Origin of the sequence: Streptomyces flaveus, assembly GCF_014647675.1 — a bacterium.
GTDB classification, from domain to species: Bacteria; Actinomycetota; Actinomycetes; order Streptomycetales; family Streptomycetaceae; genus Streptomyces; species Streptomyces flaveus.
The window spans coordinates 50,479-73,132 of record NZ_BMPQ01000009.1; the positions used below are offsets into that span (position 1 = coordinate 50,479).

Below are 22,654 nucleotides of genomic sequence, written 5' to 3' on the forward strand. Positions count from 1 at the left end.
ACCCCGGTACCGGGAATGCAGGAAAGGGCCACAGCATGGCTGAGTTCGTGAGGGAAGTCATGACGCCAGGCGTCGTCACGGTCCGTCCGGACGCCTCGCTCGTCGAAGCGGCGCAACTCATGCGCGCCCATGACATCGGCGATGTCCTGGTGTCCGGGGAGCACAGCGTCCTCGGGGTCCTGACGGACCGTGACATCGCGCTGCGCGCGGTCGCGGACGGCGTCGACCCGCTGACGGTGAGCGCCCATGCCGTGTGCACGCCCAACCCTGTGGTGGTCGGCCCGGAGGACGCGGTCTCGGCCGCGGTCGAGCTGATGCGCGAGCACGCCATACGCCGCCTGCCGGTCGTCGAGGACGGCCACACGGTCGGCATGGTCAGCCTGGGCGACCTGGCCGTCTCCGAGGACCCCGGCTCGGCTCTGGCGGAGATCAGCCGCGCCGCGCCGGAGGACTCGCCGGGCAGCATCATCCGGTGAACGCGCGGGAGGAACGGCGGCCCGTGCCGGAAAGGGAAGGGACGAGCCGCCGAGAAAGGACGCGTCGAGAGAACCGTCGACAGACGACGTGTCGAGAGAGGACGTGGAGAACTGATGCGTATCGCGTTTCTGATGGCGCCGGAGGGCGTCGAGCAGATCGAACTCACCGACCCCTGGCAGGCCGTGGTCGACTCGGGTGACGAACCCGTCCTGGTGTCCACGAAGCCCGGTCAGATCCAGGCGTTCCACCATCTCGACAAGGCCGATGTGTTCCCCGTGCAGGAGGTCGTGTCCGAGACGTCCGCGGGTTCCTTCGACGGCATGGTGCTGCCGGGTGGCGTGGCCAACCCGGACGCGCTGCGCATGGACGGGCAGGCCGTGTCGTTCGTACGGGACTTCTTCGAGCAGGGCCGGCCGGTCGCCGCGATCTGCCATGCCCCGTGGACGCTCGTCGAGGCGGACGTGGTCCGCGGTCGCACCCTGACCTCGTGGCCGAGTCTGCGTACGGACATCCGCAACGCGGGCGGCACCTGGGTCGACGAGCAGGTCCAGGTCTGTGAGGCCGCGCCGTCGACGCTCGTCACCAGCCGCAAGCCGGACGATCTGAAGGTGTTCTGCGAGGCGTTCCTGGAGGAGTTCGCCAAGCGCCGCTGAGTTGCCGGCTTACTCAGCTACTGACCTGCTGACCTGGGAAGCCGGAGGCGCGGGGCGCTGCTCACGCCCCGCCCGGCCGCCGTTCCCGTTCCCGCGCGCCTTCCCGTGTCCGGCCCGGGGCCACAGGGCGGCGCGGGTTCCGGCGCAGATACTCGCCCTCCAGCTGCGCCATCCGCTCGTTGTGGACGCGCAGCGCGTCGTTCGAGCCGTGCAGCAGCGTGTCGTGGCGTGTGCGGTGGATCGTCTCCAGCTCTTTCATCAGCTGCTGGTCGTCCAGAAGCCCCGGGTCGACTCCGTTCATGGCGGTACCCCGATCGTCGTGTTCCTTCGGAGCGTCCGGGTACCCGCCCGGCAAGCAATATCCCGACCTAGCGGCATCCGGGAGGAAGCCATGGATCTCGCCTTTCTGCGTCCACTGTACGAACACCCGGGACCCTGGGCCTCCGTGTATTTCGGCACCTCCCAGCACACGGAGAGCACCCCTCACGAACGGTCACTGACGGCACAGGCGGCATCCAGGCAGCTCGCGGACCAGGGCGCGGACGAGGCCACGTGCCAGGCCGTGCGGTCCGCGCTGGAAGAGCTGCGGCACTCCACGGAACCGCATGGCCGGGCCCTGTTCGCCACCGGCGGCGAAGTCGTCCTCGACCCCGCGCTGGCCGCGCCCCCGCCGGGGGGACTGTCCGTCACCTGGTCGGCGCTCCCGCACACCGCGCCGCTGCTCGATCTGCTCGGTGAGGACCCGGTCTGTGTGGTGGCGTACGTCGACCGGCGGGGCGCCGACTTCGAGCTGCGCTCCGCGCTGGGCAGCCGGGAGGCGGGCTCGGTGACCGGGCGGCAGTGGCCCCTGCACCGTACGAGCACGGTCGACTGGTCGGAGCGGCACTTCCAGCTCAGGGTGGAGAACACCTGGGAGCACAACGCCGCGGAGATCGCCGACGCGCTCGCCGTGTGCCAGGAGGAGACCCGCGCCGACCTGCTGATCCTCGTCGGCGACGACCGCGAGCGGCGGGCCGTGCGCGAGCGGCTGCCGCAGCGGCTGCAGGACCGCACGATGGAGGCACCGCACGGGCCCGGCAGCAGGCTGCTCGACGAGGACGTGGAGCGGATCCGCGCGGAGCATGTGCGGCGCAGGGCGGCCGAGGACCTGGAACGGTTCATGGCTGCCCGGGCGCCGGACGCGGACGGGAACGTCGGCGCCGTCGAGGGCGTACCCGCGGTGATCGAGGCGGCCCAGGAGCACCGGATCGACGAGTTGCTGATCATCCCGGAGGGGCCTGACACGCATCGTGAGGTGTGGGTCGGCGAGGCCCCCGACCAGCTGGCGGTGCGGCGTACGGACACGAAGACGCTGGGCGAGCCGCGCCCGTGGTCGGCACGGGCGGACGACGCGCTGCTGCGGTCCGTCATCGCGTCGGGCGCCCCGGCGCTGTCGCTGTCGCCCGCCGTGCCCGAGGCCGGGCCGCAGACGGCTCCGGTGGGGGGCCTGGGCGCGCTGCTCCGCTGGACCGAACCCCCGCAGACCAGGTGACCAGGCCGTAGCCCTGGTGCATACGGCGGTGGATACGGCCCTGTCGGCTACCGGGCGCGTTCCACTCGCCGCTCGTCCCACACCGGCTCCGTCGTCTCGCGTACCTTCCCGTCGCTGCCGAACACCAGGTAGCGGTCGAAGGAGCGGGCGAACCAGCGGTCGTGGGTGACGGCCAGGACCGTGCCCTGGTACGCCTCAAGACCTTCCTGTAGCGCCTCGGCCGACTCCAGGTCGAGGTTGTCGGTGGGCTCGTCGAGGAGCAGGGCCGTGGACCCCTCCAGCTCCAGCAGGAGGATCTGGAAGCGGGCCTGCTGACCGCCGGACAGCCGGTCGAAGCGCTGCTCGGCCTGGGCGGTCAGTTCGTAGCGCCGCAGCCTGGACATCGCGGCGCCGCGGTCCTGCGCGTGCTCGGTCCACAGGATGTCGAGCAGCTTGCGCCCTTCCAGTTCGGGGTGGGCGTGCGTCTGCGCGAAGTGGCCGGGCACGACGCGCGCGCCGAGTTTCCACGCCCCCGTGTGCGCCACCCCGCCGCCCGCGAGCAGCCGCAGGAAGTGCGACTTGCCGGAGCCGTTGGAGCCGAGCACGGCGACCCGCTCGCCGTAGAAGACCTCCAGGTCGAAGGGCTGCATCAGGCCGGTGAGTTCAAGCCCCTCGCAGGTGATGGCCCTGACGCCGGTACGCCCGCCGTGCAGGCGCATCGTGATGTCCTGCTCGCGCGGCGGCTCCGGCGGCGGGCCCGCCTCCTCGAACTTGCGCAGCCTGGTCTGCGCGGCCTGATAGCGCGAGGCCAGCTCATGGCTGATCGAGGCCGCCTGACGCAGATTCAGCACCAACTTCTTCAGCTGGGCGTGCTTCTCGTCCCAGCGCCTGCGCAACTCCTCGAAGCGCGCGAAGCGTTCACGCCGCGCCTCGTGGTACGTCGCGAAACCGCCACCGTGCACCCAGGCGTCGGCGCCCGCGGGTCCCGGCTCCACGCTCACGATCTTCTCGGCGGCGCGGGCCAGCAGTTCCCGGTCGTGGGACACGAACAGGACGGTCTTGCGCGTCTCCTTCAGCCGCTCCTCCAGCCAGCGCTTTCCGGGCACGTCGAGATAGTTGTCCGGCTCGTCGAGCAGCAGCACCTCGTCGCCGCCACGCAGCAGCGCCTCAAGGACGAGCCGCTTCTGCTCACCGCCGGAGAGCGTGCGCACCTCGCGGAACTGCGCCTTGTCGTACGGCACGCCGAGCGCGGCCATCGTGCAGATGTCCCACAGCGTCTCGGCCTCGTAGCCCTGGACCTCCGCCCAGTCGGCGAGCGCCTGCGCGTACTGGAGCTGGGCGGCCTCGTCGTCGACGGTCATGATGGCGTGCTCGGCGGCGTCGACGGCCTGCGCCACCTCGCGGATCCGGGGCGGCGCGACGGAGACGAGCAGTTCGCGCACGGTGGTCTCGTCCCGTACGGAGCCCACGAACTGGCGCATCACCCCGAGCCCTCCGCTGACCGTGACGGTGCCGCCGTGTGGCTTCAGCTCCCCCGAGATCAGCCGCAACAGGGTTGTCTTCCCCGCGCCGTTGGGCCCGACCAGTGCGACCACGGCCCCTTCGCCCACCCGGAAGGACACACCGCCGAGGAGCGCCCTCCCGTCGGGCAGGTAGTACTCGAGGTGTGCCGCTTCCAGATGTCCCATAGTCGGGCATTGTCCGGGTGGCGGGAGCGGGCGGCAAACGGTTATGCGCGGTCCGGCGCCTGCGGGGTAACCGCAACCTATGACCGCAGATGTAGACCTCACCGTCCCGGAACCCGGCCACGGCCTGCGCGACCGGCTGCTGGCCCTGGACTGCCGTCTCTTCGACTCCGTGGCGGCCCGGCACTGGCCCGGCGCCGACCGCGTTCTGCCCAGGCTCAGCCGCAGCGCCAACCATGGCGTGCTGTGGTTCGCCACGGCTGCCGCCCTGGCCGCGACGCGTTCGCCCAAGGCGCGCCGTGCCGCCGCCCGGGGTGTCGCCTCGCTGGCCGTGGCATCGGCGACCATCAACACGCTCGGCAAGCGCTCGGTGCGCCGGCCGCGTCCGCTGCTGCACGCGGTACCGCTGATCCGTCAGCTGGAGCGGCAGCCCATCACCACCTCGTTCCCCTCGGGGCACTCGGCATCGGCGGCGGCCTTCGCCACAGGCGTCGCCCTGGAGTCCCGGACCCTCGGTGCGGCCGTCGCCCCGGTCGCCGCCGCGGTGGCCCTCTCCCGGGTCTACACGGGCGTCCACTTCCCGAGCGACGTCCTCGCGGGCGCGGCACTCGGCGCTGGCGCCGCCTATGCCGTACGCGGCATTGTGCCGACCCGCGACCAACTGCCGCCGCCGGGCCGCCCACGCGTGGACGCGCCCGCCCTCCCCGAGGGCGAGGGCCTCGTGCTCGTCGCGAACAAGGGGGCGGGCACCCCGGAGCGCGTACGTCAGCTGCACGATGCGCTGCCGCAGGCCGAGGTCGTCGAGTGCGAAGCGGCCGAGCTGCGGGCCGAGTTGGAGAAGGCGGCGGCGCGGGCCGTGGTCCTTGGCGTGTGCGGCGGCGACGGCACGGTGAACGCGGCGGCCGAGGTGGCCGTGCGCCACAACCTGCCGCTCGCGGTGCTGCCCGGCGGAACGCTCAACCACTTCGCACACGACCTGGGCGTGGAGGACGTACGCGATCTGTGCCAGGCCCTCGAGCACGGCGACGCGGTACGCGTGGACGTGGGCTACTTCAAGGCGGGCGACGTCGACGGCTGCTTCCTCAACACCTGCAGCCTGGGTGTCTATCCCGAACTGGTGCGGGAACGGGACCACTGGTCGCCACGGATCGGCGGCTGGCCCGCCGGGGTGCTCGCGGCGCTTCGTGTGCTGCGGGCCGACCGGCATCCGCTGCGGACCGAGATCGGCGGCAGGGAAAGGCCGTTGTGGCTGCTGTTCGCCGGCAACGGCATGTACCACCGCATGGGCCCGATCCCCGGCCGCCGCTACGACCTCGCGGACGGCCGGCTGGACGTACGGGTCGTGCACGGGGGCCGCAAACCCGCCGTCCGGCTGCTCGCCGCGGCCGTCGCGGGACCGCTGACCCGCTCCCCCGTCCACGCGGCGGTACGGGTCAGCGGACTCCGGGTGGACGGCGTCGCACCCGGCACGCTTCTGGCGTACGACGGTGAAGTGACCGAGGTGGAGGGCAAGTTGACGCTGGAGAAGCTGCCGGAGGCGCTGACGGTGTACCGGCCGCTCGGCCACCGATGATCACCCAGTAGGCGTCAGCCCTTCTGTCCGTATCGCAAGACGCGGGTCTCATTATTCGACATGGCGGCGTACGGTGACCCCACGGGTACCGCTCACGGGTACCGCCACGGAAGGGGACGCCATGTCGAAGGAGACCGCCGTCTACACCCACGGACACCACGAGTCCGTGCTGCGCTCGCACACCTGGCGCACGGCCGCCAACTCGGCGGCATACCTCCTTGGTTCACTGAAACCCCACATGACGATCCTGGACATCGGCTGCGGCCCCGGCACCATCACCGCCGACCTGGCGCAACTGGTGCCGGACGGCCGGGTCACCGGCGTCGACCAGGCGCCGGGCATCCTGGACCAGGCGCGGGCCACGGCCGCCGAACGGGGCCTGACGAACGTCGAGTTCGGGGTCGCGGACGTCCACGCGCTGGACTACCCGGACGGCTCCTTCGACGTCGTCCACGCGCATCAGGTGCTGCAACACGTGGGAGATCCGGTGCGGGCGTTGCGCGAGATGTACCGGGTCACCAAGCCCGGCGGCATCGTCGCCGCGCGCGACGGGGACTACTCGGGGATGGTCTGGTATCCGCGGATGCCCGGCATGGACGACTGGCTGGACCTGTATCTGCGGGTGGCCCGCGCCAACGGCGGTGAGCCGGACGCCGGGCGGCGTCTCAAGTCCTGGGCGCTGCAAGCCGGTTTCACCGACATCGCCTCCTCCTCCAGCAACTGGTGCTTCGCCACCGCCGAGGAGCGTGCCTGGTGGAGCGGCCTGTGGGCGGACCGCACGCTCGCATCGGCGTACGCGGAGCGCGCCACGCAGGGCGGCCATGCGACGGAGGACCAACTGCGGGCGGTGTCCGAGGCGTGGCGGGAATGGGGGCAGCAGGAGGACGCGTGGTTCTCCTGCCTGCACGGAGAAATCCTCTGCCGAAAGCCGGCCTGAAAAGCCGGTCTGAAAAGCCAGCAGGAAAATCCGGTCCGAGCCGGCCTGATTTCTCCAGTTCGGGAAACCCGGACAGCAGGAGGAGGTTGCAGACATGGTTCCCATCCTGCTGGTACTGCTGCTGGCACTGATTCTCTTCGGTGCCGGATTCGCGGTGAAAGTGCTCTGGTGGATCGCCCTGATTGTTCTCGTCGTGTGGCTGCTCGGTTTCCTGATGCGCAGCACCACCACGACAGGCACCAGGTCCCGTTGGTATCGCTGGTAGCTATTCGGTAGCTATTCCTTCGGGAGCAGTGGTCCGAGCGGCCCGAGGTCCAGATTGAGGTCCTCGGGCCGCAGTCCGTAGCGATCGCGCAGTTCGGCCATCCGGTCCTCGAGGAGCATCAGCGTCAGTCCGATCCGCTCCTCCTGGTCCTCCGTCAGCTCACCGGTGTCGAAACGCCGGATCGCCTGCCGCTCCATCAGCTGCCGCAGCAGCTCGACGACGGTCAGCACGAGCTTGACCAGATCCCGTTCCACGGTGTCCGGATCGAGGTCTAGGCGGTTCCTCCGGTCGGTCACAGCGGCTCCTGCCAGGGCGAGGGGACCTGTGCGTTCACCGAGCTGATGAGCGCGTTCAGGTCGATACGTACGAGATCGACGTCCGCGATCCGCAGGGTCAGGTCACCGGTGATGACGACCCCGCCCGCGAGCAGCCGGTCGAGCAGGTCGACGAGGGCGATCTCCCGGCGTTCGACGACGGTCATGCGCCCTCCTGTCCCGCCGGGCCGCTGAAGGAGTACGCGGCCCAGGGCCCGGTGAGTTCCACCCGAAGGCCCGGCTCATCGCCTTTCGTACAGTCCACCAGTTCCACGAACTCCTCGGATTCCGCGCGCGGTACGAGATAGGCGGCGTTGAGCACATTGCGTCCGGAGGCGCGGGAAAGCGCCGGGTTCTGCGGTGCGTGGATTCGGGCGTCCTCCGCGAACCGGGAAAGGGCGTCGTGCAGTCGGCGCGCGAATTCCTCGGCCTGCTCCCATTTGTCCTCGTGAGCTCTGCGCTGCTGTCGCCGCTGCCGCAGATAGTCGCGCCCCGAGCCGACTTTCACGCTTTTCGCGCCGGTGTCCTCGGAAACTTCTGTGGATCCGGAGGCCCCAGAGGACCTCGGGGAATCCGAGGCCTCCGATGCTTCCGAGGACTCCGAGAATTCCGCGTAGACCTTCACGCCCCATTCCACCCGCCCCTCGATCCGGTCGAGCGTCCGGCGGAAGGTCTCCTCCTGCGTCTCCATCATCGTGCGTACGCCGCTGTCGTCCCGGAAGACGGTGGCGAGCCGCAGCGGCAGCGGCGAGGTGACCACGGTGAGCGCGTCGATCACGCTCTGGTGGGCCCGCGCGGTCGCGCTGAGCCAGTCCAGGTCCTCCAGGTGGGCCTTCAGCGGCTCCTCGGAGAAGTCCTCCTCCGGTACGGCACTGACGATGGCGACCAGTCCGTGATGGGTCAGCTGCTTGGGCGGCACTCCCGCAACGCCCGTCAGCTGGGAGGGAAGGGTGGTGGAACCAAGAGGGCGGCAGATGGCATACACATAACGCAGACCACTCATGGGGCCTCCTCCTCCGTCTGCTCCGTACGCTTGCGCCCGCGCTCGACTTCCCCACGTCCGACTTCCCCGCGCTCCAGTGCGGCGACCTGCGCACGCAACTCCGCGTTCTCCCGGGCCAGTTCGTCCCGGCGCGCCCGCGTGGACAGCGCCGGGTCGTCCTCCCACCAGTCGATCCCCATTTCCTTCGCCTTGTCGACGGAGGCCACAATGAGCCGCAACTTGATCGTGAGCAGTTCGATGTCGAGCAGATTGATCCGGATGTCGCCCGCGATCACGATGCCCTTGTCGAGCACACGCTCAAGGATGTCGGCGAGATTGGCGCTGGTGTCGCGCCCGTACGGTTCGGGGAGTCGGCCGGGAGTGGTCATCGGCGGCTCCCGCCCTGGACGGTCTCGTACTCGTCCTCCTCCTCGTACTCGCCCTCAGGCTCCTCTTCTTCCTCCTCGCCCTCGGGCACCTCTTCGTCCTCGTACTCGCCCTCAGGCTCCTCTTCCGCCTCTTCCCCTTCTTCTTCCTCTTCGGCGTACGGGCCCTCGTCCTCGGACGCGCCCTCGGCTTCCTCGGGCTCCTCGCCTTCCTCTTCCTCGGCGAGCGCGTCCTCGTGGCTGCGGACCACCTCGCCGTCGCGGATCTCCCCGCGCCAGCTGTCCTCCGCCTCACCCTTGATGGTGATGAAGCGGGCGAAGTTCTTGAGGTCGAGGCGCGCCCTTCGGCCCTGGGCGCGCCAGATGTTGCCGGTCTTCTCGAAGAACCCCTGGGGGTAGTACTCGATGACCAGCAGGATGCGAGTGAGGTTCTCGGCGAGGTAATGGAAGGAGACGACGCCCTTCGTCGTACCCTTGCTGCCCTCCGACGTCCAGGAGATCCGGTCGTCCGCCACCTGTTCCGTGGTGTTGGCCTTCCAACTGCGGTTGGACCAGAAAACCTTGAGCTGCCAGTCGGAGGTGGTGTCGTCGACGCGGTTCGCACCCTTGACGCCCTTTGCGAAGGTGCTGAAGTCCTGGTACTGGGTCCACTGGTCGTACGCCGTGCGCAGTGGCACGCCGACGTCGATGAACTCCATGATGACCGTGGGCTTCTTGCCGGCGCGGCCCTTGCGTTTGCCCTTGCCGCCGAACATGCCCTTGAAGGCGCCGGTCACCTTGTCCTTGGCTCGCCCCACGCCGAGTTCCAGGGCGGACCTCAGGGGCCCCTTGCCCTCGGCCAGCTTGCGGCCGCCGTCGAGAGCGAGCTTGGCGAAGCCGGGGCTGTTGCCCTCGGCGATGTCGTGGAGCTTGCCGGTTGTCTCGCCGAGTTTGCGGCCGAAGCCGATCAGCATGTGCTGGGCCTGGGCCGCGAGGTATTCCTGGAGCTCCGCCTTGAGCCGGTCGGCGGCTTCGCTCTGCGCGACGCCTCCCAGACCGCCGAGGCCGCCGCTCTTCGTCTCCTTCGCCTGTTCCGTCGCCGTGCCGAGGCCGTTCTTGGCCCGGCTCGTCGCCGTCCCGAGGGTGTCCGTCATCGTCCCTGCCTCCCCTCGGCAGCTCGGCCGCGTGCGGCCGTCTTCTTCGCGGGCGCCTTCTTGGCGGACTTCGCCGCCGTCTTCTTGCCCGCTGTCTTCTTGGCGGGGGCCTTCCTCGCAGGCCCCTTCGAGGCCGACTTCTTGCCCGGTGCCTTCTTCGCCGCCTTCTTGGCGGCGCCCTGCTGCGGCTCCTCGGCCTCGGCCTCCTCGCTCTCCTCCGCCTCCGGCTCTTCGGACTCGCCTTCGGCCTCGGCCTCAGCAGCCTCATCCGGTTCTTCGGATGCCTCTTCTTCGGATTCCTCGCGTTCGTCCTCGGGCTCCTCTTCGTCCCGGAGACCCGGCACGTCCGGTGTCACATCCGCGAGCTGCCCGCGGACCTGCTCGGTCCGGCCGTGCAGCCGGTCCGCCAGTGCGTCGATCCGCCGCTCGACCAGCGCACCGGACGCTGCCTTGCCGACTCCACTCAGGTCCTCGCGCAGCTGGTCGCCGATCTCCTTGACCTGCGGGTTGTTCTGCAGCTGCTGATTCACCAGATCCGCGAGCGCCTTCGGGCTCAGATGCATCCGCTTGCCGGCCACCAAGGAGCCGACGGCGAACGCCATCTTCATCTTCTTCGTACGTCCGAGGACGTATCCGGCCCCTACCGCGAGGCCCAGTCCCACTCTGTTCATGGTCACGTCCACTCGCCTGTTCCCGCGTTGCCTTGCATGCTGATCTCCAGCCGGTCGAGAAGCTCGTCCTCGAGTCGGTCGAACTCCTCCTCATCGATCTCGCCCGACTCGAGCCGCTCCTCGAGCTGGGCGAGTTCGGTCCGGATGGTGGCCGGGTCGTAGTAGATCCGCTCCGCCTCGTTCAGCACCTGTCTGATGACCCAGGCGCTGCCGCGTACCGGAGCGAACGGCAGCAGCAGCACCTCACCGATCAGTCCCATGGGTTCACTCCCGGGTTCATTCCTGGACCGGCTCCTGCATCCGGTCCTGGATGCGATCCACCTCGGCGTCCGTTCCGGCGTCCGAACCGATCGTGTTGTCCGCCGGCTCGGAGGGGCCCGGGTCGACGAAGCTGTACGGCGGCAGCGGCCCGTTGACCCGCACATCGAGGTGCGGATGGCTCTTGCGGACCTGCTCGACGGCGGCGAGGAACATCTCCGCCGACTCCCGGGCCACCAGGAACGACAGGTTGGCCAGCCATCCACTCGACTCGGGGCCCGCGCTCATGGCGTCGGCGGCCGGCTCCAGTGCGTGCTGGAGTTCGGCGGCGTCCTCCGCCTCGCGGGACTTCACCGCGGCCACCACCATCTCGCCGAGCTTCAGCTTCTGCTGGTAACTGCCGCCATCCGCCTGCCGGTTGGCCTCGGTGAGCGCGCGGACCTCCGGGTTCTCGGTCATCACGCGGTGCAGTACGGCCTCTTCCTCGTGGCTGGCCTTGACGTTGTACTCGACCTTGCCGGCCAGCGCGTCGAGGCGTTCCTTGTAGTGGTCCGCGCGTTCGGCCAGCACTCCGGCGACGGTGGCGTCGTCGGTCGCGATGCTGCCGAACCGCATGGGCAGCACCGGACCGGCCGCGCCCACCTCTGCCAGTACGTTCTGGTGGGCGAGCAGGTCCTTGCGCTTGGGCCGCAGCCCTTCGGGGGCGTCGCTGACGACCGCGGCGAGACCGCTCTCCTGGATGACGCGCACGGGGCACGCCGGGGTGCCGACGCCGTCCATGCCCTCGGGAAGCGAAGGGTGCGAGCCCGCGGTGATGCCGTAGACGTACGTGCTCACTCCTGCTCCTCCTTCTTGCGTGTCGCCGTGGCCTTGCGGGCACGCGGCCTGGACTCGGCCTGGCGCTCGCCCTGGCCCTCCTCACGGGCCTGCTTGAAGGCGTCGGAGATCGTCTCGGCGGCGCCGGACAGCGCACCCTTGGACTTGCCGCGCGCGCCGGACTCGGTGATCTCGCCGACCATGTCGGGCAGCCCTGGGCTCTTGTGCGGGCCTGCCTCCAGGTCGAGCCGGTTGCACGCCTCCGCGAAGCGCAGATAGGTGTCGACGCTGGCGACGACGACACGGACGTCGATCTTCAGGATCTCGATACCGACGAGGGACACCCGGACGAAGGCGTCGATGACGAGCCCTCGGTCCAGGACGAGCTCCAGCACGTCGTAAAGACCGCTGGTGCCGCCTCCTCCGCCGGTCTGCTGGGCTGGGACGACGGTCATGCCGGCCGTTCCTCCTTGTAAGTTGCGGGTGTGTGCGCGGGTGGCCGGCCTACCGGCCGCCGGGCCTATGTGGCTCGGACCGCCCGCGTTCGTAACGGCGAACGCGCCGGTAGCCGGTGAGCTCGCCATGAGGGTCGAGGGTCACCTCGTAGCTCGCGAGCAGGCTCATCGTGTCGGGGACCCTGGCGAGTTCCAGGACCTCGATCTCCAGCGTCCAGCCGTCCTCGGTGCGTTCGAAGGACGACACGGACTCGGCTGCCATGCCGGTGAGCTCCGCGAGCTGGGCGCGCGCGTGGCGCAGCACCTCCATGGGGCCCGGCATCTCGTCCGCCGGACCGTTCTGCCGGTCTTTCCGGGATTCTGCGGAACCTCGTGAACTTGATTTGTTGGATGTGTCAGCCATGGCCCCACCTCGCCCTCCGAGTGGCCCCTACGCCATGCGCCAAACCCCTTATCGCAGGGTGTCGAGCCTGCGCCGCGCGGGTCCCAGTGCCCGTCCGCGGCGCGGCAGAGTGGACCAGGGGTCGGTACGGGCCTGGTCGACGGCGTCCTCGATGGTCCAGCGGCCGGGGCCGAGGTCCGGGTCGTCCAGCTGGTCCCAGCTGATGGGGGTGGCCACCGGGGCGCCGGGCCTGGCGCGTACGGTGAAGGGGACGACGGCGGTCTGTGCGTACGCATTGCGCTGTACGTCGATGTAGAGCCGGTCCCCGCGGTCCTTCTTGCGGGCGGCCGTGGTGAGGTCGTCGGGGTGCGCGTCGGCGAGTGTGTCGGCGACGGTCTTGGCGAACTCGCGTGCTTCGTCGAAGTCATGGCGTCCGTTGAGCGGCACGACGACATGCAGGCCGCGTGAGCCGGTGGTCATCAGTGCGGACGGCAGCTCGATCCGGTCGAGGAGTTCGCCGAGCTGCCGGGCCGCCCGGCGTACGGAGCCGAAGTCGTCGCCTGCCGGGTCGAGGTCGAAGACCAGCAGGTCGGGCCGGTCGATCCCGTCGACCCGGGCCAGCCAGCGGTGCAGGGTCAGACAGGCCTGGTCGGCGAGGTAGAGCAGGGTGGCGGTGTCGTCGCACACGGGGTGGCAGACGGTGCCGCCCTCCTTGGGCACCTCGATGCGGTTGATCCAGTCCGGATCGTGTGCCTGGAGGTTCTTCTGCATGAACCGGGATCCGGCGAGACCGTCCGGGTGCCGCTCCAGCATCAGTGGCCGGCCGCGCAGATGCGGCAGCATGAAGGGCGCGACCTCCCGGTAGTAGGCGACCAGATCCTCCTTGGTGTACTCCTTGGTCCGCCCGTTGCCGGGGAACAGCACCTTGTCGGGGCGGTGCACCTCCACGGTGCGCCGCCCGGCCCGTACGGTCTGTGTGCCTCCCATGATCATTCCCTCCGTACGCGTACAGCGGCCCGCACGCGTGTATCGGTGGCTCTCATCGCACGACCGCATGCTCGACCAGCAGCTTCGCCGAAGCCGCGATCGCCTCGGCGTCGATGCCCGCGGCATGCAACTGCTCGGCGGGCGAGGCCGAGCCGGGCATGGTGCGCACGGCGAGGCGGACCAGGCGGGGCATCGGGCGGCCGTCGAGGAAGGCGTCGAGGATCGCGTCGCCGAGGCCGCCCTCCTCGCGGTGGTCCTCGACGGTGATCAGGCAGCCGGTGTGCTCGGCGGCCTCGCGCAGGGTGCGACGGTCGACGGGCTTGACGGAGTACAGGTCGATGACCTGGACGGGGATGCCGTCCTCCGCAAGCCGGTCCGCGGCGGTCAGGGCCTCGTACACGGTCGCTCCGGCGGCGACGAGGGTCAGCCGGTCATGGGCCGAGACGCGCAGCACCTTGCTGCCGCCGATCGGGAACTCCTCGTTCGGTCCGTAGACGACGGGCGAGGCGCCGCGCGAGGTCCGCAGATAGCGGATGCCCTCGCAGCCGGCCATCGCGGCGACGAGATGAGCGGTCTGGTTGGCGTCGCAGGGGTAGAGCACGGTCGAGTCGTGCACCGAGCGGAACATCGCCAGGTCCTCCAAGCCCATCTGCGAGGGCCCGTCCTGGCCGATCGCGACGCCCGCGTGCGAGCCGATCAGGTTGATACCGCTGCCGCTGATCGACGCCATGCGGATGAAGTCGTGGGCGCGGGTGAGGAACGCGGCGAAGGTCGACACGTACGGCACCCAGCCGCGCGCGGCAAGTCCCACGGCGGCGGCGACGAGCTGCTGCTCGGCGATGTAGCACTCGAAGAACCGGTCGGGGTGGTCCTTCGCGAAGTACTCCGAGCGCGTCGAGTCGCTCACCTCACCGTCGAGGGCGACGATGTCGCCGCGTGCCGTGCCGAGCGCGGCGAGCGCCTGGCCGAAGGCGTCGCGGGTGGCCACCTGGTCGCCGAGCTCGTAGCGCGGCAGGTCCAGGTGTCCGGTCCGTACGGCGTGCAACATCCGGGCGGCGGGCGGGGGTTGGACCTCGACGCGGACGTCGTGCACTCCGCCGAGTTCCTCGATCGCCTCGTCGGCGTCCTTGAGCGGCTTGCCGTGCAGCCCCTCGCGGTCCTGGGCGGCCGCGACACCCTTGCCCTTGAGGGTGCGGGCGAGGATCACGGTCGGCTGCCCGACGGTGGAGAGGGCCTCGCCGTACGCGCGGTCGACGGCGTCCACGTCGTGTCCGTCGACCTCGATCGTGTGCCAGCCGAAGGCCTGGAAGCGGCGGGCGTACGCGTCGAGGTCGTGGCCGTGCCGGGTCGGGCCGCGCTGGCCGAGCCGGTTGACGTCGACGATGGCGGTGAGGTTGTCGAGATGCTCGTACGCGGCGTGCTCGGCCGCCTCCCATACGGAGCCCTCGGCCAGCTCGCTGTCGCCGCACAGCACCCAGACCCGGTAGCCGACCCGGTCCAGCCGCTTACCCGACAGGGCGATCCCGACGCCGACGGGCAGCCCCTGCCCGAGCGACCCGGTGGCCGTCTCCACCCACGGCAGCCGCCGAGGCGTCGGATGCCCCTCGAGCCGGCTCCCGAGCCGCCGGAAGGTCATCAACTCGGTCTCGTTGATGGCCCCGGCCGCCTTGTAGGCGGCATACAGCAGCGGCGAGGCATGTCCCTTGGAGAGGACGAACCGGTCGTTCGCGGGATGAGCGGGCCTCTCGAAGTCGTAGCGCAGATGCCGGGCGAGCAGCACGGCCATCAGATCGGCGGCGGACATCGAGGACGTCGGATGCCCGGACCCGGCCGCAGCCGCAGCCCGCACACTGTCCACCCGCAATTGCTGTGCCAGCTCGGCAAGTTGACGGCTCTTCATGACTGTCCCTCCGGGGGGTTGTCGGGGCGGGGGCCTGCCGGCCGGGCGGGACGGGGCTTGTCGGGACCCGATGCCTCCGGCGCGGCGGGGGCGGGCTTGTCGGAGCCGGGTGCCTCCGGCCGGCCGGGGCTGGGTTCGTCGGTGCCGGGTGCCTCCGGCTCGGCGGAGCCGGATCCGCCGGACCCGGACGCCATAGGCCTGTACGCGACGGACTCACCCGAACCAGAGGCCGCAGACCTGCCGGAGGCAGGCTCGTCGGCACCGGGCGTCGCGGGCCTGCCAGGGCCGGAACCGGCAGGACTGGGACCGTCGACGCCGGGCCCACCACGGCCCGGTTCCCTCGCGTCAGCGGAACCAGGCTGGTCGTCACCAGGCGCCCCCGGCCTCCCGGGATCCAGCACCGCCGACTTTCTCGGCCCCGTCGCCGTCGGCCTGCCGGGGTCCGGGACCGCGTGGGTGTCGGCCCCCTGCGTCGCGGCGGGCGTCCCGCGCGTGACCGGAGCGGGGCGGCTCTGCGGTGGTGGGCCACCGGCCACCCGGGCCAGCTCCGGAGAAGCCGATTCCAGGGGGACCGACCAGGAGCGGACCAGGCCCAACTGGACGGCCTGGCGCGGGAGTACGGCGTCCAGGAACCAGTCGGCGGCGACCCGGACGCGGTTGCCGGGCATCGCGGCCAGGTGGTAGCCGCGGGTGACGGCTCCGGCCAGCGGACCGGACAGCGGGACGCCGAGCGGATTCGCGGCGGCCTTCACGCCGCCGAGGTCGACGGTGAAGCCCATATCGCGGTGGCGGTAGACGCGGCGCTCGCCGAAGCCGAGTGAGGCGGCGACGTTGCGGCCCGCGACCTTGCCGTGCCGCCAGGCGTGCTGGGCGGTCATCGGCGTGTACTGACCGGGCTTCTCCAGATCCGGCACAGCGGCAGCGTCCCCGCACGCGAACACCTCGGGATGGCCCGGCACTTGGAGGTACGGGTCGACGAGCAGCCGACCGCGCTCCAGCGGCCGCCCGAGCCCCTCGACCAGCGGATCGGGCCGTACCCCGACACACCACACAAGGGTGCGCGTGTCGATGAACTCCCCGTCGCTGAGCCGCACTCCGGTCGGCGTCGCCTCCTCCACCGATGTCCCCGTGCGGACCTCGACGCCACGCCCCCGCAGCACACGGTCGGCCGTACGCGAGAGGCGTTCGTCGAGCTCGGGCAGCACGCGCGGGGCGATGTCGAGCAGCAGCCAGCGCGGCCGTACGCCCTGCCTGAGCGGCTGTTTGCGTACCAGCGCGTCGGTGAACAGCTGCCCGTGCGCGGCGACTTCGGTCCCCGTATAGCCGGCGCCGACCACCACGAAGGTGCACCGCGACGCACAGCTCTTGGGATCGTCGGAGGCCGCCGCGAGTTCCACCTGCCGCGTCACGTGATCGCGCAGATACAACGCCTCCGGCAGTCCCCGGAACCCGTGCGCGTGCTCGGCGACACCGGGCACGGGCAGCAGCTTGTTGACGCTGCCGACCGCCAGCACCAGCCGGTCGTACTCGAGCCGGCCGCCGTCCCCCTCGGGATCCGTGTAGTGCACCCAGTGCCCTTCGAGGTCGATCCCGTCCGCCTCCCCGAGCACCAGCCGTACGCGCGGCAGGGTGCCGGCCAGCGAGACGGTGACCCGGCGTGGTTCGAGCACCCCGGCGGCGACCTGGGGCAGCAGGGGCAGATACAGAAAGTAGTCCGTCGGGTTCAGGAGAGTGATCTCGGCCCTGCCCCGGGTGATCCGGGACAGAGTGCGTGCCGTCTGGTATCCGGCGAAGCCGGCACCGACGATCACGACACGGGGTCGACTCATGTTCGCCTCCGGCGGGTCGCTCATAGGAGTCGCTCGTACGGGCTTTCCGCGTCCCCCTGGCCCGGTCACCCAAACGTCCGCCTGCCCTGGGCAGCGGCGTTTCGCGCCGGACCCCGGGGTTACCCGGACGAGGACCCCGACCCGCCCCGTCGCGGAGGTGTTCCCATGGTCGAGTACGGCTGTTTCCTGTCCACCGAGGAGTTCGGTCCCGCCGATCTGGTCGAGCAGGCGCGGATGGCCGAACAGGCCGGTTTCCAGTCGCTGTGGATCTCGGACCACTTCCACCCGTGGAACGACGAGCAGGGCCAGAGCCCCTTCGTGTGGTCCGTGATCGGCGCCCTGTCCGAGGCGGTGTCCCTCCCGATCGGCACGGCGGTCACCTGCCCGACCGTACGGATGCATCCGGCGGTGGTGGCGCAGGCCGCGGCGACCAGCGCGGTGATGACCAACGGCCGCTTCCGGCTCGGCGTCGGCAGCGGAGAGGCCCTGAACGAGCACATCTTCGGTGATGCCTGGCCGCCCGCGCATGTCCGCCTGGAGATGCTGGAGGAGTCGATCCAGGTGATGCGCCAGCTCTTCACCGGCAAGGAGATCAACCACTCCGGACCCCACTACACGGTCCAGAACGCCCGCCTCTACACCGTCCCCGACGAACCCGTCCCGATCGACATCTCCGGCTTCGGCCCCCAGGCGACGGCCCTCGCGGCCCGCGTCGGCGACGGCTACATCACGATGATGCCCGACGAGTCGATGGTGGAGCAGTTCCGCAAGGGCGGCGGTGGCAGCAAACCGGTCAGCGGCGGCACGAAGGTCTGTTACGGCCAGGACCGCGACGAGTGCGTACGCACCGTCCACCGGCTCTGGGCCAACCAGCTGCTGCCCGGCGAGATGGGCCAGGTGCTGCCCTCGCCGCGCCATTTCGAGCAGCTCGAGCCGCTGATCACCGAGGACATGGTGAGCCAGAACGTGGTGTGCGGGGACGACGTGGACGACCATGTCAGCGCCCTCAACGCGTTCGCGGAGGCCGGCTTCGACCGCGTCTACGTCAACCAGATCGGCCCCGACCAGCGCGGCTTCTTCGACTTCTACCGCACGAAGGTGCTGCCCCAGCTCCAGCAGGGGGTCCGCTGATGTCGGTCCACCGGCCCCATGGGCTCTCGGTCCGGACGGTTTCTCCTCTCCCGGCCGTCCGGACCGAGTCGGCTGTCCGGACCGTGCGAGGTGGCCGGTGAAGGTCCAGGTGGAGCTCCAGCCGCCCGTCGTGTCCACGTACACCGTGCCGACCGACGCGCCCGAGGCGGACGGCACGCTCGCCTGGGACACCACGACGATGGTGATCGTCGAGGTGACCGCGGGCGACGCGACCGGCACCGGCTGGACCTACGGCCCGGCCGCCGTCGGTGACCTGCTGCGCGAACAGCTCGCGCCGGTCGTCACGGGACTCGACGCCTTCGACATCCCGGCCGCCCACGAAACGCTGTGCCGCACGGTGCGCAACGCGGGCCGGCCGGGCGTCGCGGCCTGCGCGATCTCCGCGCTCGACATCGCCCTGTGGGACCTCAAGGCCCGCCTCCTCGAACTCCCCCTCACCCGCCTGATCGGCGCCGCCCACGAGGCCGTGCCCGTGTACGGCAGCGGGGGCTTCACGACGTACCACGACACGCATCTGGCAGCCCAGTTGAACGGCTGGGTGCACGGTCAGCACATCCCACGCGTCAAGATCAAGATCGGTGAGAGCTGGGGGCGGGCGATCGCCCGGGATCTGCACCGGGTGAGCGCCGCGCGCCAGGTCATCGGCCCGCAGACCGAGTTGTACGTCGACGCCAACGGCGCCTACACGCGCAAGCAGGCGATACGTGTCGGGGGCGCGCTCGCCGAGCACGACGTGGGCTGGTTCGAGGAACCGGTGTCCTCGGACGACCTGACGGGTCTGCGGCTCGTCCGGGACGCGCTGCTGTGCGACGTCACGGCGGGCGAGTACGGCTACGACCTCCCGTACTTCGCCCGCATGATCGCGGCCGCCGCGGTCGCCGCCGCCATTCCCAACCTCCGCCACATCGAGTGGTTCCACGACCACGTCCGCATCGAGTCGATGTTCTTCGACGGCGCCCTGGATCCCACGGGCGGCGAGGTCCGCCCGGACGGGGGCGTCGGCCATGGGCTGACGCTGCGGTCGGCCATGGGCTGACGCTGCGGACGGAGGAGGTGGAGGAGTTCCGGGTGGCTTGACCTCTCAGTGATCCTGGCTCAGTGGACTCGGTGTTTGCGCCTGAGCTGTGCCGCCAGCGGCTTACGCCTGAGCTGTGCGGCGAGCGCGAGTGCCCCGCCGACCGCCAGCCCCGCGCCCATGCGTCCCCGGTTCCGGGACACCCATTCCTGCGAACTGCCCGGCAACGACTCGCCGTCGAAGCGCCCGTGCGCCCCGTAGTCGTGACCGTGCGGCCCGTCGGCCGGAGTCCACAGGTTGCCGTGGCCGTCGTAACGGGCGTAACGGGCCGCCTCTTCTCGCTCTCGCCCGGCTTCCTGCTGGGCATCGAACCCCGTACGGGCCAGATAGCGGTCGAGGAGACCAGGGGCCACGGCGTTGGCCACCAGCGTGGCGACCGTGGAGCCGCCCACCCAGTACTCGCGGCGCCTCGGATGCGCGGCGGCGTGCACGATGGCGCGAGCGGCGACCTCCGGCTGGTAGATGGGCGCGACGGGACGGACCCGGCTCGGCATACGGCTCAACACCCAGTCGAACTGGGGGGTGTTGACCGCAGGCAGCTGCACCATGGTCGTACGCACCCGCGAGCCCTCGTGCAGCAGCTCGCAGCGCACCGACTCGTTGAAGCCCTGAATCGCGTGCTTGGCCCCGCAGTACGCGGACTGCAACGGAATCCCGCGGTACGCGAGCGCCGAACCGACCTGCACGATCGCGCCCCGGTCGCGCGGCAGCATGTGCCGCAGCGCGGCCCGGGTGCCGAACACATAGCCCAGGTACGTCACTTCGGTGACCCGGCGGAACTCGTCGGGCGTGATCTCGGTGAACGGCGCGTAGACCCCGGCGAAGGCGTTGTTGACCCAGACGTCGATCTTCCCGAAGGCGTCGACGACCCGCTGGGCGGCGTCCTCGACAGCCTTGGCGTCGGCCATGTCGACGGAGACGACGAGCGCCTCACCACCGGCCTGTGTCACCTCGTCCGCCGCCGCGGCAAGACCGTCGCGGCCCCGGGCGAGCAGGGCCACCCGGTCGCCACGGGCGGCGAAGGCGCGGGCCGTGGCCCGGCCCACGCCGCCGCTGGCCCCGGTCACCACAACGGCTCTGCGGCGCGCCATGGCTCACCGGGCCCGGTGGTGCGGTGCTTCGGGATCCGCGGGCCCGCCCTGCGTGGGCGTGGACGGCGGCGCACCCGCGCCGGGCGCGACGGGCGGCACCGGCGGGTACGCGGAGGAGCCGGGCCCGGCGGGCGGCGTACCGCCGACGACCCCACGCTCACCGTGGTCCGCGGCGGCCTGCTCCGGGATGGGCCGGGAGGCCGAGGACTGGGAAGCCGAGGACTGGGAGGCCGAGGGCCGGGCCGCGCCCCGCAGCACGTACGCCACCGCGCCGAGCACGGCGGCGGTGATCAGTGCGGCAGCCCAGTCGGGCAGGCCGAGTGCGAGCAGCAGCCCGAGGGTCAGGGCCAGGGCGGCGCCCGCGTAGAGGGCGACGGCGCCGGACGCGGCGTACAGGGCGGCGGCGCGGCGCTGTTTGCGGGTCTGCTCACGCAGCTCGTCGCGTACGGCGTCCCGGGCCACCTGCGCCAGTTCGTCGACCAGGTGCTTGTCCAGGTGTTCCAGGTGATCGATGCGGTCCATGGCGGCCGGGTACCCGCACTCCCGCACCCGTAACGCCGCGCGGGATCTGGCACGTGGCCCGGGATCCGGCCGAAACGATCTCGTTCCCGGCGTGCCGCAACTAGGCTCGTCGGCATGGAGATTCTGGGCGCCACGCTGCGCATCTGCGTCGAGGACCTGGACGCTACGGTCCCCTTCTACGAGAAGCTGGCGGGCGGCAGAGCCATGCGCTTCGAGCGCGGTGGTGTCTCGGTCGCCGCGGTCGGCTGCTTTCTGCTGATGAGCGGACCGGAAGCCGACTTGGAGGTCCTCCGGAAAGTCTCGGCGACGATCGCCGTGCAGGACGTCGACGAAGCCCGTCAAGTCCTCACCGACTCGGGCGCCCAGGTCCTCGCAGGGCCCGTGGCCACCCCGGCGGGCCGCAACCTGATCGCGTTGCACCCGGACGGCACGGTGTACGAGTACGCGGACCGGCGCACACCGGCGTAGGGACTGCTCTCAGGTCGGCTCGTCCTCCCCGAAGTCCTCCTCGTCCCTGATCCGCACGGCGTCCTCCTCTGCCGAGAGCCCGCGGGTCGCGCCCTCCTGCGCGTACACGTCCTGGTTGCGCGGCAGGTCGGGATCCGGCTCGTCGTAGAGCAGCCCGGCCGGCTCCTCGGGCAGCCCCGCTTCACCCTCGGCATCGACCTCGGGTTCCTCGTCCGCGAGCCGCTCGTCGAGCGTTTCGCGCTCGATCACCTCGTTCACCGTGGTGTCCCGCTCCTCGGCGATCGTCGGCTCGTCACCGGCCACGGGCAGCTGCTGCGGATCACTGGACTCCTGCTGCTCGGGCGTACCGTCCTGCAGATCCGGCATGCCCTCGTCCTCGGGGTCGGCCCCGGGATCGTGCGGCCTGGTGTTCATGGGGTCCGCCTCCTTCCCGACGTGCGGGATCACCGGGTTCCCATGGGCCGCCGGGTTCACACCGGGGTCAGAGCGGAGCGTCCGTGAAGGCGGCGGCCTCTCGGGGTTACGTTCGCAGCATCTCCGCGGTGATGGCCCAGCGTTCGTGGTCCCGCCAGGCGCCGTCGATGAAAAGGAAGTCCGGCGAGAAGCCCTCAAGCCGGAAGCCGCAGCGGCTGGCGAGTGCGATCGAGGCGGCGTTGTCCGGCTGGACGTTGATCTCCAGCCGGTGCAGACCGAGCCGACCGAACGCGTACCGTACGACCAGTTCGAGCCCTTCCCTCATCAGCCCGCGCCCCGCGGCATGCGCGAAGGCGCCGTATCCCAGCGCTCCGTTGAGGAAGCCACCCTCGACGATGTTGTTGATGTTGATGAACCCGGCGATGTCGCCGCCGCTCTTCTCGCAGACCAGGAAGCCGGTCTTCGTGGGGTCCTCGATGAGGCGTTTCGCGTACGCGGTGTAGGCACCGGCACTGGCCGGCGGGAAGAGCCAAGGGTGGTGCAGGTCCTTGCTTTCGCGCACGCGGGCGGTGAACTCGGCTGCGTCTTCGTAGCGGTAGTGGCGTATGCCTACGCTTGAGCCTTCGGCGAGAAAGCGGGTCGGTTCCGGCACTCTTCCACGGTAACCCTCCGCTGGGTGTGCGGTTCGGAGAGCTCGGTTGGTGCTGTGGTTTGGCGGC

28 protein-coding genes are annotated in these 22,654 nt (G+C 70.6%); 9 read left to right on the plus strand and 19 right to left on the minus strand.

From position 1 onward, the window contains the following. The first annotated feature begins 35 nt into the window (after nucleotides 1-35). Both IEZ21_RS19770 and IEZ21_RS19775 read left to right on the plus strand, forming a co-directional pair. Complete coding sequence (locus IEZ21_RS19770) at nucleotides 36-476, plus strand: CBS domain-containing protein (protein WP_189323244.1); 441 nt, start codon at nucleotides 36-38, stop codon at nucleotides 474-476. A gap of 114 nt (nucleotides 477-590) precedes the next feature. Continuing rightward, the gene (locus tag IEZ21_RS19775) at nucleotides 591-1,130 is read left to right on the plus strand and encodes a type 1 glutamine amidotransferase domain-containing protein (RefSeq protein WP_189323245.1); all 540 of its coding nucleotides are present in this window, start codon (nucleotides 591-593) and stop codon (nucleotides 1,128-1,130) included. Between the two features lie 61 nt (nucleotides 1,131-1,191). Here the strand turns inward: IEZ21_RS19775 and IEZ21_RS19780 are convergent, their stop codons facing one another. Beyond that, nucleotides 1,192-1,431 (minus strand): DUF6158 family protein, encoded by a 240-nt coding sequence (locus IEZ21_RS19780; protein ID WP_189323246.1) that lies wholly within the window; start codon nucleotides 1,429-1,431, stop codon nucleotides 1,192-1,194. A gap of 90 nt (nucleotides 1,432-1,521) precedes the next feature. Between IEZ21_RS19780 and IEZ21_RS19785 the strand changes: the two genes are divergently transcribed. After that, nucleotides 1,522-2,661 carry a baeRF2 domain-containing protein gene (locus IEZ21_RS19785; protein WP_189323247.1) on the plus strand — a complete coding sequence of 380 codons (1,140 nt, stop codon included), beginning with the start codon at nucleotides 1,522-1,524 and terminating at the stop codon, nucleotides 2,659-2,661. A gap of 47 nt (nucleotides 2,662-2,708) precedes the next feature. Here IEZ21_RS19785 and IEZ21_RS19790 read toward each other — a convergent pair whose 3' ends face one another. Then, on the minus strand, nucleotides 2,709-4,328 hold the full coding sequence (locus tag IEZ21_RS19790; protein ID WP_189323248.1) for an ABC-F family ATP-binding cassette domain-containing protein: 1,620 nt from the start codon (nucleotides 4,326-4,328) through the stop codon (nucleotides 2,709-2,711). Nucleotides 4,329-4,407: 79 nt separating this feature from the next. Between IEZ21_RS19790 and IEZ21_RS19795 the strand changes: the two genes are divergently transcribed. The 3 genes from IEZ21_RS19795 (at nucleotide 4,408) to IEZ21_RS19805 (ending at nucleotide 7,100) form a co-directional block, all read left to right on the plus strand. Further along, nucleotides 4,408-5,898: a bifunctional phosphatase PAP2/diacylglycerol kinase family protein gene (locus IEZ21_RS19795; protein WP_189323249.1), complete on the plus strand. Its 1,491-nt coding sequence runs from the start codon at nucleotides 4,408-4,410 to the stop codon at nucleotides 5,896-5,898. Nucleotides 5,899-6,019: 121 nt separating this feature from the next. Then, the gene (locus tag IEZ21_RS19800) at nucleotides 6,020-6,835 is read left to right on the plus strand and encodes a class I SAM-dependent methyltransferase (RefSeq protein ID WP_189323250.1); all 816 of its coding nucleotides are present in this window, start codon (nucleotides 6,020-6,022) and stop codon (nucleotides 6,833-6,835) included. 94 nt (nucleotides 6,836-6,929) lie between these two features. Next, the gene (locus IEZ21_RS19805) at nucleotides 6,930-7,100 is read left to right on the plus strand and encodes a hypothetical protein (RefSeq protein ID WP_033320244.1); all 171 of its coding nucleotides are present in this window, start codon (nucleotides 6,930-6,932) and stop codon (nucleotides 7,098-7,100) included. A gap of 11 nt (nucleotides 7,101-7,111) precedes the next feature. On the opposite strand, the gene IEZ21_RS19810 is transcribed toward IEZ21_RS19805, so the two are convergent. The 13 genes from IEZ21_RS19810 to IEZ21_RS19870 are packed head-to-tail and all read right to left on the minus strand — an operon-like array spanning nucleotide 7,112 to nucleotide 17,213. Continuing rightward, nucleotides 7,112-7,396 (minus strand): gas vesicle protein K, encoded by a 285-nt coding sequence (locus IEZ21_RS19810; RefSeq protein WP_033320243.1) that lies wholly within the window; start codon nucleotides 7,394-7,396, stop codon nucleotides 7,112-7,114. Continuing rightward, nucleotides 7,393-7,581: a gas vesicle protein gene (locus IEZ21_RS19815; protein ID WP_189323251.1), complete on the minus strand. Its 189-nt coding sequence runs from the start codon at nucleotides 7,579-7,581 to the stop codon at nucleotides 7,393-7,395. The genes IEZ21_RS19810 and IEZ21_RS19815 overlap by 4 nt, the downstream gene beginning before the upstream one ends. Then, nucleotides 7,578-8,417, minus strand: a complete 840-nt coding sequence (locus IEZ21_RS19820; protein WP_189323252.1) for a GvpL/GvpF family gas vesicle protein — start codon at nucleotides 8,415-8,417, stop codon at nucleotides 7,578-7,580. Before IEZ21_RS19820 ends, IEZ21_RS19815 begins: the two co-directional genes overlap by 4 nt. Then, a complete protein-coding gene (locus IEZ21_RS19825) occupies nucleotides 8,414-8,785 on the minus strand; it encodes a gas vesicle protein (protein WP_189323253.1) in 372 nt (123 codons plus the stop codon). Before IEZ21_RS19825 ends, IEZ21_RS19820 begins: the two co-directional genes overlap by 4 nt. After that, complete coding sequence (locus tag IEZ21_RS19830; protein WP_189323254.1) at nucleotides 8,782-9,915, minus strand: SRPBCC family protein; 1,134 nt, start codon at nucleotides 9,913-9,915, stop codon at nucleotides 8,782-8,784. The genes IEZ21_RS19825 and IEZ21_RS19830 overlap by 4 nt, the downstream gene beginning before the upstream one ends. After that, nucleotides 9,912-10,586, minus strand: a complete 675-nt coding sequence (locus tag IEZ21_RS19835; RefSeq protein WP_189323255.1) for a DNA primase — start codon at nucleotides 10,584-10,586, stop codon at nucleotides 9,912-9,914. Before IEZ21_RS19835 ends, IEZ21_RS19830 begins: the two co-directional genes overlap by 4 nt. A 2-nt stretch (nucleotides 10,587-10,588) precedes the next feature. Then, complete coding sequence (locus IEZ21_RS19840; RefSeq protein ID WP_189323256.1) at nucleotides 10,589-10,846, minus strand: gas vesicle protein GvpG; 258 nt, start codon at nucleotides 10,844-10,846, stop codon at nucleotides 10,589-10,591. 16 nt (nucleotides 10,847-10,862) lie between these two features. Then, nucleotides 10,863-11,681: a GvpL/GvpF family gas vesicle protein gene (locus IEZ21_RS19845; RefSeq protein WP_189323257.1), complete on the minus strand. Its 819-nt coding sequence runs from the start codon at nucleotides 11,679-11,681 to the stop codon at nucleotides 10,863-10,865. Further along, the gene (locus IEZ21_RS19850) at nucleotides 11,678-12,115 is read right to left on the minus strand and encodes a gas vesicle structural protein GvpA (protein WP_033320238.1); all 438 of its coding nucleotides are present in this window, start codon (nucleotides 12,113-12,115) and stop codon (nucleotides 11,678-11,680) included. The genes IEZ21_RS19845 and IEZ21_RS19850 overlap by 4 nt, the downstream gene beginning before the upstream one ends. A gap of 49 nt (nucleotides 12,116-12,164) precedes the next feature. After that, nucleotides 12,165-12,518, minus strand: coding sequence for a gas vesicle protein GvpO (locus tag IEZ21_RS19855; RefSeq protein WP_189323258.1), 354 nt, complete (start codon nucleotides 12,516-12,518; stop codon nucleotides 12,165-12,167). Between the two features lie 48 nt (nucleotides 12,519-12,566). Further along, nucleotides 12,567-13,484: a non-homologous end-joining DNA ligase gene (gene ligD / locus IEZ21_RS19860; protein ID WP_373302251.1), complete on the minus strand. Its 918-nt coding sequence runs from the start codon at nucleotides 13,482-13,484 to the stop codon at nucleotides 12,567-12,569. Nucleotides 13,485-13,536: 52 nt separating this feature from the next. Beyond that, on the minus strand, nucleotides 13,537-15,384 hold the full coding sequence (locus tag IEZ21_RS19865; protein ID WP_189323260.1) for a transketolase: 1,848 nt from the start codon (nucleotides 15,382-15,384) through the stop codon (nucleotides 13,537-13,539). Next, the gene (locus tag IEZ21_RS19870) at nucleotides 15,381-17,213 is read right to left on the minus strand and encodes an NAD(P)/FAD-dependent oxidoreductase (protein ID WP_189323261.1); all 1,833 of its coding nucleotides are present in this window, start codon (nucleotides 17,211-17,213) and stop codon (nucleotides 15,381-15,383) included. The genes IEZ21_RS19865 and IEZ21_RS19870 overlap by 4 nt, the downstream gene beginning before the upstream one ends. 165 nt (nucleotides 17,214-17,378) lie before the next feature. On the opposite strand from IEZ21_RS19870, the gene IEZ21_RS19875 reads away from it, so the two are divergent. Both IEZ21_RS19875 and IEZ21_RS19880 read left to right on the plus strand, forming a co-directional pair. After that, complete coding sequence (locus IEZ21_RS19875) at nucleotides 17,379-18,344, plus strand: LLM class F420-dependent oxidoreductase (RefSeq protein WP_189323262.1); 966 nt, start codon at nucleotides 17,379-17,381, stop codon at nucleotides 18,342-18,344. 97 nt (nucleotides 18,345-18,441) lie between these two features. Further along, nucleotides 18,442-19,401, plus strand: a complete 960-nt coding sequence (locus tag IEZ21_RS19880; RefSeq protein ID WP_246567936.1) for an enolase C-terminal domain-like protein — start codon at nucleotides 18,442-18,444, stop codon at nucleotides 19,399-19,401. A 59-nt stretch (nucleotides 19,402-19,460) separates the two neighbouring features. Here the strand turns inward: IEZ21_RS19880 and IEZ21_RS19885 are convergent, their stop codons facing one another. Then, on the minus strand, nucleotides 19,461-20,531 hold the full coding sequence (locus IEZ21_RS19885; protein WP_189323263.1) for an SDR family oxidoreductase: 1,071 nt from the start codon (nucleotides 20,529-20,531) through the stop codon (nucleotides 19,461-19,463). A gap of 3 nt (nucleotides 20,532-20,534) precedes the next feature. Beyond that, entirely contained in the window at nucleotides 20,535-21,053 is a 519-nt protein-coding gene (locus IEZ21_RS19890; protein WP_189323264.1) for a phage holin family protein, read from the minus strand. Between the two features lie 114 nt (nucleotides 21,054-21,167). Here IEZ21_RS19890 and IEZ21_RS19895 point away from each other — a divergent pair, with 114 nt between their 5' ends. Then, entirely contained in the window at nucleotides 21,168-21,521 is a 354-nt protein-coding gene (locus tag IEZ21_RS19895) for a VOC family protein (RefSeq protein WP_189323265.1), read from the plus strand. Between the two features lie 9 nt (nucleotides 21,522-21,530). Here the strand turns inward: IEZ21_RS19895 and IEZ21_RS19900 are convergent, their stop codons facing one another. Both IEZ21_RS19900 and IEZ21_RS19905 read right to left on the minus strand, forming a co-directional pair. After that, nucleotides 21,531-21,935, minus strand: coding sequence for a DUF5709 domain-containing protein (locus IEZ21_RS19900; protein ID WP_189323266.1), 405 nt, complete (start codon nucleotides 21,933-21,935; stop codon nucleotides 21,531-21,533). 106 nt (nucleotides 21,936-22,041) lie between these two features. Further along, nucleotides 22,042-22,587, minus strand: coding sequence for a GNAT family N-acetyltransferase (locus tag IEZ21_RS19905; RefSeq protein WP_189323267.1), 546 nt, complete (start codon nucleotides 22,585-22,587; stop codon nucleotides 22,042-22,044). Between the last annotated feature and the right edge of the window lie 67 nt (nucleotides 22,588-22,654).